This is a genomic window from Candidatus Kuenenia stuttgartiensis, from assembly GCF_900232105.1.
Classification (GTDB): Bacteria; Planctomycetota; Brocadiia; order Brocadiales; family Brocadiaceae; genus Kuenenia; species Kuenenia stuttgartiensis_A.
In genome coordinates this window covers 583,066-598,070 of sequence record NZ_LT934425.1, presented here as the reverse complement: position 1 = coordinate 598,070, position 15,005 = coordinate 583,066, and the positions used below count along the sequence as shown (strand labels likewise).

7 protein-coding genes and 1 riboswitch are annotated in these 15,005 nt (G+C 41.8%); of the genes, 6 read left to right on the top strand and 1 reads right to left on the bottom strand.

All coding sequences use genetic code 11. The features are described 5' to 3' along the window. Position 1: 1 nt before the first annotated feature. From KSMBR1_RS02705 to KSMBR1_RS02685, 5 genes are all read left to right on the top strand, one after another. Positions 2-919, top strand: a complete 918-nt coding sequence (locus KSMBR1_RS02705) for a methyltransferase domain-containing protein (RefSeq protein WP_099323947.1) — start codon at positions 2-4, stop codon at positions 917-919. 407 nt (positions 920-1,326) lie between these two features. Further along, the gene (locus KSMBR1_RS02700) at positions 1,327-2,355 is read left to right on the top strand and encodes a radical SAM protein (protein WP_197705313.1); all 1,029 of its coding nucleotides are present in this window, start codon (positions 1,327-1,329) and stop codon (positions 2,353-2,355) included. A gap of 46 nt (positions 2,356-2,401) precedes the next feature. Continuing rightward, positions 2,402-2,776, top strand: a complete 375-nt coding sequence (locus KSMBR1_RS02695) for a four helix bundle protein (RefSeq protein ID WP_099323946.1) — start codon at positions 2,402-2,404, stop codon at positions 2,774-2,776. Positions 2,777-2,836: 60 nt separating this feature from the next. Continuing rightward, positions 2,837-3,211, top strand: coding sequence for a four helix bundle protein (locus KSMBR1_RS02690; protein ID WP_099323945.1), 375 nt, complete (start codon positions 2,837-2,839; stop codon positions 3,209-3,211). A gap of 126 nt (positions 3,212-3,337) precedes the next feature. Next, positions 3,338-4,474: a glycosyltransferase family 4 protein gene (locus tag KSMBR1_RS02685; protein ID WP_099323944.1), complete on the top strand. Its 1,137-nt coding sequence runs from the start codon at positions 3,338-3,340 to the stop codon at positions 4,472-4,474. Positions 4,475-4,650: 176 nt separating this feature from the next. On the opposite strand, the gene KSMBR1_RS02680 is transcribed toward KSMBR1_RS02685, so the two are convergent. Beyond that, on the bottom strand, positions 4,651-5,628 hold the full coding sequence (locus tag KSMBR1_RS02680; RefSeq protein WP_099323943.1) for a sulfotransferase: 978 nt from the start codon (positions 5,626-5,628) through the stop codon (positions 4,651-4,653). 562 nt (positions 5,629-6,190) lie between these two features. After that, positions 6,191-6,273, top strand: a riboswitch (cyclic di-GMP riboswitch). 34 nt (positions 6,274-6,307) lie between these two features. Here KSMBR1_RS02680 and KSMBR1_RS02675 point away from each other — a divergent pair. Further along, on the top strand, positions 6,308-14,986 hold the full coding sequence (locus KSMBR1_RS02675; protein ID WP_099323942.1) for an Ig-like domain-containing protein: 8,679 nt from the start codon (positions 6,308-6,310) through the stop codon (positions 14,984-14,986). Positions 14,987-15,005: the final 19 nt, after the last annotated feature.

The following is a 15,005-nucleotide window of genomic DNA, read 5'->3' as shown; positions in this document are numbered from 1 at the left end:
CATGAACATAAAAACAGTCAAACCGGAAGACGTTAAAAATATTAGATACCATCTTATTGGTGCAGTATTTATTATACTGAATTATTTGAGACATAGCTTCTTTGGTTATAAGACGCCCAGAACTTTTTCTATCAATGAAATAGAGCGGTCTATTGATTATGATTTCAAGGTTGTTGATAGTTGGATTGAATATCTTCGTTTTTATTCTAATGATGAAAAACCTTTGACGAACAAAATAGTCCTTGAGCTTGGTCCCGGTCCGGATTTTGGAGTCGGTTTGATATTATTGGCGCTTGGCGCGAAAAAGTATATTGCACTGGATGTTAATAAGTTAGCCTTTTCGTCCCCAGTAGAATTTTATGACAAATTATTTGAACGATTAAAGAAACGTTATACAAACTGTAATATTGAACATTTAAAGGAAACATTGAGTAAGTGCCATAAAAGGGAATACACTGAGATAAATTATATTGTAGATAAAGGTTTTGCGATTTCAAAAATTAAAGAGAAGGTTGATGTTGTCTTTAGCCAGGCGGCTTTTGAACATTTTACAGATGTCGAAAGAACTCTCATGGAACTTAGCAATGTAGTTAATCGGGGGGGGGTATTAGTTACATTAATTGATTTGAAGACACACACCTCCTGGATAAGAGATCGTGACCCTTTAAATATATATCGGTACAGTGATTGGTTTTGGAATACCTTTAAGTTTAAAGGCTCTCCAAATAGAGTAAGGGCATTTGAGTATAAAGATATGTTAGAAAAAAAAGGTTGGGTTGATGTAATAATTGAACCTGTTATTGTTGTGGAAGAAGAATATTTAAAAAGAGTTAAGCTGAGACTAAATAAAAAATTCAGGAATTTGGATTCTTCAGAAATGAAAATGCTTGGTGTTATGCTAATGGCGAGAAAAAAATAAGCTCACACAAAGCCACAGAGCCTCAAAGAAAAGAAGAAATAATGCTTCGCGCCTTTAGTATCTTAGTGTGGCGAATAAATATGTAATAGTACCTTATCAGTAATTCCTTTACATTTTTTTGACAAAATATTTAATGGTAAAATCCGAAAATGCTAAATACGAAATCCGAATCAAATCCTAATTACAAAGCATAAAATTCAAAACAAATCCAAAGCATCCCTGTTTGCGTGCGATCACGCACGGGCAGGCAAAACAATACGAAGCGCGAAATACGAAAGATGCGTTTGTTTAGCATTTCAAATCATTTTGTCATTAGAATTTGTTTCGTGCTTGTTTGGTTCTGGCTATGCCAGCGTAAAGTTACTCACTTACTTTAAAAACTTCTTTTTACTAAAAAAGGACAAACTATGGTGAATCAGAAAATGCCACTACCAAGGGAAATTTGTATCATACTTACTTACAGATGCAACGCAAAGTGCAACATGTGTGATGTGTGGCATTATCCCACTAAATCAAGCGAAGAAATTACTATAAATGATATCGAAAAATTACCTTCCGGGTTGAGGTTTATAAATATTACCGGTGGAGAACCCTTTCTCCGGCAGGATATTGCTGAAATTATTGAAGCAATACGTCCTAAGACAAGGCGAATAGTTATAAGTACTAATGGATTTTTTACCGACCGGATTGTAGCGCTGTGCCAAAAGCATCCTGATCTTGGAATAAGGATAAGTATCGAAGGATTCCAAAAAGCGAATGACACTATTAGAGGAATTCCGGAGGGATTTGACAGAGGGTTGAGAACACTGTTCACATTGCGAAAAATGGGTTTAAAGGACATTGGCTTTGGTATGACAGTCCAGGATATGAATTGTAAAGATCTTATACCACTCTATGAGTTATCAAATGTACTTGGCTATGAGTTTGCCACTGCAACGCTTCACAACTCACACTATTTTTACAAACTGGATAACCGCATTGAAAATAAAGATGTGGTGTGTAAAGAGTTCTCCAGGCTGATCGTAGAATTATTAAAGTCGAAATCTATTAAGAAATGGTTCCGTGCATATTTTAATTACGGTCTTATGAATTACATCTATGATGGCAATAGGTTTTTAAAATGTGAAATGGGTTCCGAATCCTGTTTTATAGACCCATCAGGGGACGTTCTTCCCTGCAATGGCATGAACTGTAAAATGCCTATGGGAAATATTAGAGAAAGTTCATTTGAAGATATCTGGAATAGCAAAGGGGCAGATATAGTTCGTAGTGCCGTTGATACATGCGATAAACGATGCTGGATGGTTGGTAATGCAGCGCCTGTGATAAAGAAGCATATACGTATTCCAATGAAGTGGATTGTAAAAAATAAACTACGTGTTATGATGAACAAAGAACCTGAATTGTGCTTGCCGGATATGGGTGATGGTTCTTAGCGCATGGCTCATAGCTGATGGCTGATTGTCAAGGGAGGGGAGGAAGATGTGTGAAATAAAGTTTAGTTTTGAAGATTTGGAGGTTTGGCAAAAAGCTGTAGATTTTGCAGTTAGTGTCATTGATATTGCTGAAATAATGAATAAAAATCGGAATCATTACAGGCTTATAGAACAATTACAATCATCTGTAACATCAATTTCCGCAAACATTGCCGAAGGCAAAGGGCGTAATTCTAAAAAGGAATTTATCCAATATCTGTATATTGCACGTGGGTCACTATTTGAAACAATTACTTTTCTAACTATATTTTACAAAAATAAATGGATTTCCAGTTCAAACCTTAATGATTTACGAATAGCAGGAGATACAATCGGTAAGCAGCTTTCAAGTCTTATAAATTCAATAAAGAAAACTATTTAGCTGATGGCTGATAGCTGATAGCTGATAGCTCATGGCTGATGGTCAAGGGAGGGGAGGAAAATGAGTGGAATAAAGTTTAGTTTTGAGGATTTGGAGGTTTGGCAAAAAGCTGTAGATTTTGCAGTAAGTGTCATTGATATTGCTGAAATAATGAATACTAATCGGAATCATTACAGGCTTATAGAACAATTAGAATCATCTGTAGCATCAATTTCCGCAAACATTGCCGAAGGCAAAGGGCGTAATTCTAAAAAAGAATTTATCCAATACCTGTACATCGCACGTGGGTCACTATTTGAAACAATTACTTTTCTAACTATATTTTACAAAAATAAATGGATTTCCAGTTCAAACCTTAATGATTTACGAATAGCAGGAGATACAATCGGTAAGCAGCTTTCAAGTCTTATAAATGCAATAAAGAAAACTATTTAGCTGATAGCTGATGGCTGATGGCTGATTTTAGATGTAAAACCCATGAGCCAAGAGCCATAACCTATGAGCCATCAGCCATGAACCATGAACCATGAACCATGAGCCATGAGCCAAGAGCCATCATCCATGAACCATTCTAAACTTAAAATAGCCGTTCTAGGTACCCGTGGATTTCCGCACATACAGGGTGGCGTGGAGGCACATTGCGAAAATCTCTATCCTCAATTGGTTGAAAAAGGTTGCGAGGTAATAGTTTTTACCAGAAAACCCTACGTTGATATAAATATTACTGAGTATAAAGGGGTAACATTAATTCCTTTGCCATGCCTAAAGAATAAATTCCTTGAGACATTTTTACATACCTTTATCGGAATTTTTGCTGCAAAAAAGTTTTCTCCGGATATCCTGCATATCCATGCAATAGGACCATCCTTGTTCATACCACTCGCCCGGCTTTTTGGACTAAAAGTAGTTATGACTCATCATGGGCCTGATTATCAAAGAAAGAAGTGGGGGATACTGGCAAAGGGTATTTTGAAACTCGGCGAGCTTGCAGGGAGTAAATGGGCTAACGACATAATCACTATTTCTCAAACAATAGCGGATCATATTCATGCAAAATACAAGAGAAGCGTAACAATAATACCCAACGGGGTAGTGTTGCCAGCAATTTTACCGGGTAATAATACCCTGAGAAAGTATGCCCTCGCAAAAGAGAAATATATCCTTGCTGTAGGGCGCTTTGTGCCTGAAAAAGGGTTTCACGACCTGATTGTCGCTTTTAATAAACTGACAACTGCTAACCCCCACCTTCTAACAGAAAAGTGGAAACTGGTTATCGTGGGCAGGGCTGATCATGAAGATAAATATAGCTTGGATTTAAAAAATAAGGCGAGCCAAAGTAGTAATATTATATTGACAGGATTTCTCACTGGTGAACCGCTGTGGGAGCTTTATAGCCACGCAGGGCTTTTTGTATTACCTTCTTACTATGAGGGTTTACCGATAGTTTTGCTTGAGGCGATGAGCTATGGTCTTTCCTGTATTGCATCCGATATTCCTGCTAACAGAGAAGTATGGTTGGAAAGCGACAGATTTTTTAAGCCCGGAGATGTTGATGCTATTGCATTAAAGATACAAGGATTTATTCAAAGATCATTAAACGAAGAACAAAGGAAGATACAGATAAATACTATTGCCGAAAAATATAATTGGGAAACGATAGCGGAAATGACTCTGGATGTATATAGAGGTACGCTTTGATGTTGAAAATTTAAGGAAGAAGTGTTCAGGGAGAGTCTGAAAGTCTTTCTGCACTGCAAAAAATGGTGAAAGATAAAAACAGAGATATTTGAAATACGAGTGAAATACAAGGTTTCCACGGTTGAAGAATTTGAGGAACTATACAAAAAAATGGGGGTTTTTATTGGTCTGAGGTTTTACCTCGCTGGAGTTTGCTTGGTTTTAACAGGGAAAATGTTATCATCATAAATTTTTATCTCAAATTTTTTAAGCATACCCAGGATAGAGTCAATATCCCTTTCTGATAACTCATTTTTCCATTTACTTAATTGTTCTATTTTGTTTTGTCTTAATGGCGAGATGCTACCAGTCATAGCACTTGGTACATTAACCTTATACCATAGATTTCGAGGTAATTCCAGATTGAGCCTATTAAAAATATAGGGTACTTCTTCATGAGGGTTCGCAATTAAATTTTCATAGAAAACGGTTATCCATAGTCTATTATTTCCATGATGATTTAATGGTATTATATTATCCAAACACCATTTGGCTGCTACATATTCTAGTGTTGTATTAATATTATTTAATATATGTTCATATTTTGTATATTTTTCAGGGAACTTCGTTTTTGGTATGGTAAATTTTGAACATGTGTACCAGTTCATTTTCATCTGTGAAGCAATTGCAGCACATGGATGCCTAAGAATATAAATAGGTGGCCTGATATCGAATTGCCTAACGAACCAAGGTAATAATGAATTTGCTCTTACATATTTAATAATTAAGAAATCTGCATTTTTTAATTGCGCTACCCTGGCATGTGAAATCATGAACGGTGTTAAATATTGTCCTCTAAAAAGGCTTTCGAATAACTCCTTTGCTTCAGGCCAATTATAATCTTCTGGAATGTACTGTCCCCACTCAAAACCTATTTCTTTAAACTTTGGGGAGCCATCAAGATGCAGTGGTTCAAACAACGGATACGTTTTTTCAATGTCACAAAACAACTCTTGTAGCCACGTAGTACCACTTCTCGGAGATCCTGTAATTATTATATTTTTCTTTGGGTCAAAATTATTGATAGATTCAAAATATTTTATTTTCTGGTAAGTCTGATAATGTTGAAATTTTTTACGATATTTTCGGGCGATATCTAATAGTAATCTCATCATAATACCTTATGCTTTGTAAAACGGATGTTGTTAGTGTAACCAACTGAGAAAATAAAATTACAAGCAATATTAAACATAACCAGGAGGGGCAGTGCAAGGGAATTTTAACTTCTTATGAGCTTTTAGAATGTGCAACCTTTGCACCTTGTTTAATCCGCTTTTGTCAGCGCTCATCTACGTGCTATTGCATTGCAGAATTTAGGTTGTAGTATATTTAGTTTTGAGAATATTTTTCTTAAAAATAGTTTTATAATTTTATTAAATATTTTCAAGAATTGTCGATATTTATAACAGTTAACGAGGTAAAACTTCAGACCAATAAAAGTGTTTGTAACCGCAGATTTCACAGATTACAGGGACAAAAGATAAAAATAATTTGTGGAATTTAATATTACAAAATCTGCGCGAACTGCGAAAGCTGCAGTTGTTGTAGTTACATTTAAAAAAACTGGACTCATTTGTAGAGATAAATCGTAAATAAAGATTTTTAAGTGAGAAGGGAGGAATCGCCAAATCTAAATATTGAGTTTTATGTTTGCTAACTCCTGATAAGAGATAGCAGACGTGAAAAAGGCAAACCAATCGTGAGGTTGGGACGCAAAGCCATGGGGCTTCGGAAATACCGAAGCTCGCCAGGTCACCATGTTTGTTAGTTAATCTTTTATTAGGAGCAATAGCAATGAAGCTAAGAATCAGCAGCGTAAGTATTTTCTTTTTAATATTTGCCCATATTTTTATTTTCAACGAAAAGAATTTTGCGGAAGAAAAAGCATATCAAAATATTTATGGCATACACTGGAATGATAAACCATCTGAGGACGTTAGCTATGCAAGGCAGATGGGGTATGATTCCATTGCGATAAATCCATCCTCAGAAGTTACAGACTATCACAATAATCCCAATTGCACAGGCCTTAAGTATTATCTGATCAACCCACAATGGTATCCACAGATTTTATCAGGATATAGCAGGGCGATAGACATTACGCAGCCTCTTTCAGAGGAAGCTAAGGAATTTTACAATCAGCGTATGGTATGGAAAAGCCATGATCCGTTTCCTTACAATCTGGCGACAGGTTATCACCCTGCCGGGTCTTCAGAGCAATTTTACGTAATGTGGGATTTTCAGCAACAGGCGGTTATTGATGAGGTAGTTGAAAATATTATAAGCCTGGCAAAGAGTTATGAAAACCCAGGGTTGCCGTTCACCTTTGGCGGATATATAATTGATGAGCCAAAGCTTGCAGGTGAATTTTACAGATTAGACGAAACGGGGAATAACATATCTGTAGATTTGTCTTATTGGACAGGAGCGGATCTGGGTTTGGTGCATGGCGCCATTACCCATGAGTATGCAACGTATTCAGAGGGAATGGCTGCATTTTACAAGAAATTAAGGACAAGGATTTCTCAGGAATTCACGAATTCTAAATGGATCGTTCAACCAACGTTGCTCTATAGTGAGTCGGACAATGATGAATGGATATATCAGGTAAAAGTCCGGGCAGACAAGGATGAGCTAACGCCGGATATGCTAAGCCAAAAAAGCCCGCAAAATACAAATTATGTAGATGATGCCAACAATTTTAATGCCGGGGTAGATATTACAAAAGACAAGGTTGGCAACTCCCAAACAAACGAAGCAGATGAATACAGGAATCGTCTTTTTGCAGCCAAGGCTGGCATTAACGGCGGCTGGTATAATTGGTTTGGGTGGTTTGGCGACACAGGAGATATGTCGGGTTTTAAGAGTATTACCGAGGTTTCTCCCCGACTCAAACTCATAAGGTGCATACCCAACTGGGATAATCTTAATAATGTGCCGCTCAGTGAACGTACATGGGATGGCAGTGTTTATCATAGTACAAAGAGTTATGCGGGGAGTGATGTCATGTATTCACGTCATCCAAAGACAGGAAAGCTTTTTGCTGTGTTTTTGACGTTGTCAGGGGCTATAACGCTTAATGTGGGTGAGACGGTAACCGCGGTGCAGCGGACTGACGGTTATTTTGTTGAGTCAGGGGATGGGAGCGCCGATGTCAGCATTGTTGGTAACGAGGTAAGTTTAAAGAGCAAGGATAACATAGGTGAAGGATACATCTTTACCGTATCGGGAGATGGTGCTTTGTCGACAGTAGAGACCGGGTCAGAGACAGAGTCAGAGTCAGATGTGACATCGGGTTCGGAGACTTCGGATGAAACAGTAAATGGCAGTGAGTTGACGCATACGACGTTGGTTGAGTACTATCCTGCTGGCGGATCACGCAACAGTGTATCGTCAAAAAAGAGTACAAAAGCCATAATCTCTAAACAATCTGGCAGTACACAGACATGGCAGCAGGTAGTCAAAAGAACGCAAGCTCAGAAGACGGCGGGGCTTTCAGGGGGCGAGGGATGGCAGTTGATAAGTGGTATTGTTTATGCTCCATCCAATTCCAATATTGCATATTTAGTTTCCGACACAAATCAGGTATGGAAAACCACAAATGCCAATGCAGACCCTTACAGTATTAAATGGGAAAGAAAGGCAAATGGATTCTTTGCCAATGGCGGGGCTTCTATAGTCGTTGATCCTACAAATCCGAATATCGTTTATGTTGCCGGAAGTGAGATGAGTGCCAGTGGCACGCCAATATCCAAACAGCATGACGCGGAAGGAATATTTAGGACGACCGACGGTGGCGATAATTGGACAATGGTTAAAGATGCGCATTTTCATAGATACAAAGCCGTGGGCGGTATTCATTTTGCTTTTGCGGGAAGTACGATTTACGCGGCGCAGAGTGAAGGCGGACTCTTAAAATCAATCGATGGCGGCACGACGTGGAATTTGGTCAATAAATCGGGAGGCGGGTATGTTTTAGACGCCTATGACGGGTTGTATGATATAAAAGTACATCCAACTGATAGCAGTATCCTATTTGTATCAACCGGCTGGGGCTTGTACAAGGTTGTGGATAACGGCAGTTCCGCAACAGTAACAAAAATAGGAACAGGGCTACCATCTCATCCATACGCGACGGTAATTAATTACAACAATCCCAATATTATGTATGCAACGGCAAATACTAATGGCGTTTATAAATCAAAAGACGGGGGGTTGACATTCACGCAAACAAAGGCATCTCCTGTTAGTAACGGAACGACCGGCCAAGCGCAACAAATTGCGATGAGTCCGGTAAATCCTGACAAATTAATGGTAGGGTTTCTTGGGTTATGGCCGACCAAACAGCTTTATTATACTCACGACGGAGGAACGAATTGGACTTTGACGGATACAATGGACGAGCAAAATGGCGATGGTTGGGTATGTGGCTCCGAGTTTGAAGGCGGTAAGTGGACTCAAGATTTTTCTGGTTCAGGAGAATGGGCAGTCCCGGTTACCTTTCATCCAACCATTGAAAATACGGCGTTAATAAGTGGGCATGCTAGTATTGTAAGAAAGACTACTAACGGAGGTGTTACCTGGAAGTATTCAAATACAGGCTATACCGGCTCTGCTGGGATAGTGAGCAGTCCGTCTCTGTTTGGATGGGATAGAGATGATCCAAATGTATTGGCAACTTTCCATATGGACTTTGGGCCGATGCTAACAACGGATGGCGAGGATACTTTTAAGAGTATTTCAACCGCCACGCCAAAAGGATCTGCGGCTGGCGGGGCAATAAAGGGGAATATTATTGTTGAAATTAATGGAAATTGGACAGATGGTGAATATAAAGTTGCCGTATCAAGAAATAGCGGAGATTCCTTTGCTGCTATATCCGGGACTGAAGGGGGGGAAAATGACTGGTTAAATTGTTTAATGAGTTTCCATCCGCAAAATAATAACATTCTTTATGCGGGCAAATACAGGTTTGATAATATAAGAACATCTAATGCGTATGTTGCAGTAGCGAATTCAAAAGTCGTCCTTGGCATGTTTCAGGGGAATGGCGACATTGTATATACCTGGGGGAAAGATGGTACTACCGGTAATTGGTATATTCAAAAATCCACAGATAAAGGAAGCACGTGGTCGGCGACAAACCTATATCCATCAATACCTGTTAAAAGTGGTAATCATATTAAACAAATTGCCATAGACCCCACAAACCAAAACAGAATCTATGCTGCGGTGAGGAATGAAGGTATCTATATCATAACAGACACAAGCGCCAATGGCGGAGAGACGATATACCGAGGTAATGCCAACGGTATTACTAAAAGCAGGTACGGATACGAAGATATCAATTCAGTAGCCGTAGACCCAAACAACCCCAATGTGGTGTATGCAGCCGCTTATGCTTCATGGTATGGTCATTCAAACGGTATTTTTCGTTCAACCGATTATGGAATGACCTGGACGAATATTAATGGGAATCTGGGTTCAGATATCAATATCCATGGTATATCAGTCAATCCTTACAATAGTTATGTCTACATAAGCTCTTTCGCCGGCACATGGAAATTGCCGCCACCGTCATCAACCTCTGTCGCTGATACCACCGCGCCGAATTGTTCGATCAGTATAAACAGTGGCGATGCCTATATCGGTTCAAGGACAGTAACCCTGACGCTTTCGGCAACGGATAATGTAGGGGTGGCGGGATATTTCCTTTCTACCAGTTCCATGACGCCATCAGCATCAGCCACTGGGTGGACGTCCGTCACTTCTTCTATCAGTTACACCGAAGATGTTTCCTATACGTTGAGCAGCGGGGATGGTACTAAGATGGTCTATGTGTGGTATAAGGATGCCGCAGGGAATGTGTCAGAAGCGTCCAGTGATTCTATCATTCTGGATACGGTCAATCCTGTGGCAACCATAACCAGTCCTACTTCAAGCGCTACCTATGAGACTACCAGCAGCATGATAAACCTGGGTGGCAATGCCTCAGATAGTGCCAGTGGTGTAAGCAGTGTAACGTGGAGTAATAATAAGGGTGTAAGCGGTACGGCCAGTGGAAGCACAAGCTGGAATATTTCCGGCATAGGCTTATCAGGTGGAGAGAATATAATCACGATAACAGCCACAGATGGGGCAGGCAATACGGAGACAGACACGATTACCGTGATCTATACTGGTGCTACCACTCCTGACGGCACCATTCCGACGGCGACGACAGGGTCAGCAACTGATGTAACGTCTGGCACTGCTACATTGAATGGTACGGTGAATGCCGGTGGGTTATTGACAACGGTGTGGTTCGAGTATGGAGAGACCAGCGGGTCTTATGGCAGTAAATCATCAACGCAGAGTGCGGGTGGGTCGAACGAGGCAACGATAAGCATCGGTATAAGTGGATTATCGGCAGGAAAGACTTATTATTACAGGATAGCGGCGCAGAACAGTGCTGGTACGACATATGGGAGTAAAATGTCCTTTACAACATCAAGTGGTATGCCATCAACTGATACATCCAGCGCTTTGCATGCTTTTTATGCGTTTGACGATGGTAGTGGAGCGACTGCAACGGATTCGTCGGGTAATAACAGAAATGGCACAATTACCGGAGCCACATGGACAACAGGGAAAATCGGCGGGGCTTTGGGTTTTAACGGTACAAGCAATTATGTATCGATTCCCCGTTTAAACTATGACGAGATTTCGGTTTCTGCGTGGTTTTATAAAAATGCAAATGACACGGCGAACGCTGATGCCATATTCGGTGGATGGAGATGGAGTTCAAACTTACAACAGCAGGAGGGTTTTGATTTACGATTTCATCAGAGTTCCCCGAACACACTTAATTTTATATTAACGTCAAAAAATGTGAGTGGAACCAGGATAACTAAGACAGGAACGTATAGTTTTAGCAATTCAGTTGGTAATTGGCATTACGCTGCAGGTACGTATAATAAAACTACAGGAGAACAGAAGCTATATGTAGATGGACAGCTAGTTAATACCCAACTCCATCCTGCGGGGAACACAATAGTGCCACTGACGTCCTATTCAGATATGAGGATAGGGTATTCAAGGGTTAATAATGGTTATATGGACGGTAAGGTCGACGAGGTTCGGGTTTACAATCGGGCTTTGAGCGACCAGGAGGTGTTGTCTTTGTTTAATGACACTGTAAGTCCCGACACGACGCCACCGGAGGTGAGCACAACAAGTCCTGCAAATGGTGCGACCAATGTTGCCATTGATAGTGTCATCACCGGCACGTTCAGTGAGGCAATGGAGGCCGGCAGCATAACACAGTCAACATTTCTGGTGAGTGGCGGGAGCGGTACTATAGGAGGAACGGTATCGTACAACGGAACGACAGCCACGTTTACGCCGTCAGGTAGTCTGGCATATTCTACGATGTACACAGTAACGGTTACCACAGGGGTAAAGGATGTGTCAGGGAATGCGATGGCGGCCAATTACACATTGAGCTTTACCACTGATGCAGCGCCCGATACGACGCCGCCGGAGGTGAGCACAACAAGTCCTGCAAATGGTGCGACCAATGTTGCCATTGATAGTGTCATCACCGGCACGTTTAGCGAGGCAATGGATGCCGGCAGCATAACACAGTCAACATTTCTGGTGAGTGGCGGGAGCGGCACTATAGGAGGAACGGTATCATACAGCGGTACGACTGCCACGTTTACCCCGTCTGGCAACCTGTCCTCATCCACCACCTACACGGCTACGATTACCACAGGGGTAAAGGATGTGGCGGGCAATGGTATGGACGCCGATTACGTCTGGAGCTTTACCACGGGAGCATCGCCTGACTCAACTCTGCAGGCACACTATGCATTTGATGAAGGGACGGGAGCGACTGCAACGGATTCGTCGGGTAATAACAGAAATGGCACAATTACCGGAGCCACATGGACAACAGGGAAAATCGGCGGGGCTTTGGGTTTTAACGGTACAAGCAATTATGTATCGATTCCCCGTTTAAACTATGACGAGATTTCGGTTTCTGCATGGTTTTATAAAAATGCAAATGACACGACGAACGCTGATGCCATATTCGGTGGATGGAGATGGAGTTCAAACTTACAACAGCAGGAGGGTTTTGATTTACGATTTTATCCGAGTTCTCCAGACAGACTTGATTTTATATTAACGTCAAAAAATGTGAGTGGAACCAGGACAACTAAGACAGGAACGTATAGTTTTAGCAATTCAGTTGGTAATTGGCATTACGCTGCAGGTACGTATAATAAAACTACAGGAGAACAGAAGCTATATGTAGATGGACAGCTAGTTAATACCCAACTCCATCCTGCAGGGAACACAATAGTGCCACTGACGTCCTATTCAGATATGAGGATAGGGTATTCAAGGGTTAATAATGGTTATATGGACGGTAAGGTCGACGAGGTTCGGGTTTACAATCGGGCTCTGAGCGACCAGGAGGTGTTGTCTTTGTTTAATGACACTGTAAGTCCCGACACGACGCCACCGGAGGTGAGCACAACAAGTCCTGCAAATGGTGCGACCAATGTTGCCATTGATAGTGTCATCACCGGCACGTTCAGCGAGGCGATGGAAGCCGGCAGCATAACACAGTCAACATTTCTGGTGAGTGGCGGGAGCGGCACTATAGGAGGAACGGTATCGTACAACGGAACGACAGCCACGTTTACGCCGTCAGGTAGTCTGGCATATTCTACGATGTACACAGTAACGGTTACCACAGGGGTAAAGGATGTGTCAGGGAATGCGATGGCGGCCAATTACACATTGAGCTTTACCACTGGTGCAGCGCCCGATACGACGCCGCCGGAGGTGAGCACAACAAGTCCTGCAAATGGTGCGACCAATGTTGCCATTGATAGTGTCATCACCGGCACGTTTAGCGAGGCAATGGAAGCCGGCAGCATAACACAGTCAACATTTCTGGTGAGTGACGGGAACGGTACTATAGGAGGAACGGTATCGTGCAGTGATACGACGGTCACGTTTACTCCGTCAGGCACACTGGCATATTCTACGACGTACACAGTAACGGTTACCACAGGGGTAAAGGATGTGTCAGGGAATGCGATGGCGGCCAATTACACATTGAGCTTTACCACTGATGCAGCGCCCGATACGACGCCGCCGGAGGTGAGCACAACAAGTCCTGCAAATGGTGCGACCAATGTTGCCATTGATAGTGTCATCACCGGCACGTTTAGCGAGGCAATGGATGCCGGCAGCATAACACAGTCAACATTTCTGGTGAGTGGCGGGAGCGGCACTATAGGAGGAACGGTATCATACAGCGGTACGACTGCCACGTTTACGCCGTCAGGTAGTCTGGCATATTCTACGATGTACACAGTAACGGTTACCACAGGGGTAAAGGATGTGTCAGGGAATGCGATGGCGGCCAATTACACATTGAGCTTTACCACTGGTGCAGCGCCCGACACGACGCCGCCGACGGTGAGCGCAACAAGTCCTGCAAATGGTGCGACCAATGTTGCCATTGATAGTGTCATCACCGGCACGTTCAGCGAGGCGATGGAAGCCGGCAGCATAACACAGTCAACATTTCTGGTGAGTGACGGGAACGGTACTATAGGAGGAACGGTATCGTGCAGTGATACGACGGTCACGTTTACACCGTCAGGTACACTGGCATATTCTACAATGTACACAGTGACGGTTACCACGGGGGTAAAGGATGTGGCGGGGAATGCGATGGCGGCCAATTACACATGGAGCTTTACCACTGGTGCTGCACAGGACACGACTCAGCAGGCCTACTATACATTTGATGAAGGGAGAGGAACGACTGCAACGGATTCGTCAGGTAATAACAGAAATGGTACAATTACCGGAGCTACATGGACAACGGGAAAAATCGGTGGCGCATTGAATTTTGACGGGAATGATTATGTAACAATTCCTAGAATGAATTATGATGAGATTTCAGTATCTGCATGGTTCAATAAAAATGCATCTGGCACTAGCGTTATATTTGGTGGTTTTATATATAATGCTGATGTGCAATTGCAGGAAGGATTTGACTTGTATTTTAATTCGGGTACGCCCAACAGACTTCGGTTTGTCGTGGTCACAAGGAATACAAGCGGGACAAGGACAGTAAAAGATGCAACAAAGGATTTTACCGATTCGAATGGGAGTTGGTATCATGTTGTTGGTACATACAACAAGACTACGGGAGAACAGAAGTTATATGTGGACGGGCAGTTGGCGGATACACAAACACATCCATCGGGGAATGTGATAGTGCCATTAACGAGTCGGAATTATATGGCCATAGGAACAAGATATACCGACTGGGGATTTTTCCGTGGAAGCATAGATGAAGTCCGCATTTATAATCAGGCATTAAGTAAAGAGGAAGTGTTGTTATTGTTTAATAAAGACACATTGTCCGACACGATTCCGCTGGAAGTGGTTATGATGAATTAGGATTAACCCTGTCAGGGTT

Coding starts and splice junctions, on each gene's coding strand:
- KSMBR1_RS02695 (WP_099323946.1), top strand. CDS start 2,402: ATGTGTGAAATAAAGTTTAGTTTTGAAGATTTGGAGGTTTGGCAAAAA.
- KSMBR1_RS02690 (WP_099323945.1), top strand. CDS start 2,837: ATGAGTGGAATAAAGTTTAGTTTTGAGGATTTGGAGGTTTGGCAAAAA.
- KSMBR1_RS02700 (WP_197705313.1), top strand. CDS start 1,327: ATGGTGAATCAGAAAATGCCACTACCAAGGGAAATTTGTATCATACTT.
- KSMBR1_RS02675 (WP_099323942.1), top strand. CDS start 6,308: ATGAAGCTAAGAATCAGCAGCGTAAGTATTTTCTTTTTAATATTTGCC.
- KSMBR1_RS02685 (WP_099323944.1), top strand. CDS start 3,338: ATGAACCATTCTAAACTTAAAATAGCCGTTCTAGGTACCCGTGGATTT.
- KSMBR1_RS02680 (WP_099323943.1), bottom strand. CDS start 5,628: ATGATGAGATTACTATTAGATATCGCCCGAAAATATCGTAAAAAATTT.
- KSMBR1_RS02705 (WP_099323947.1), top strand. CDS start 2: ATGAACATAAAAACAGTCAAACCGGAAGACGTTAAAAATATTAGATAC.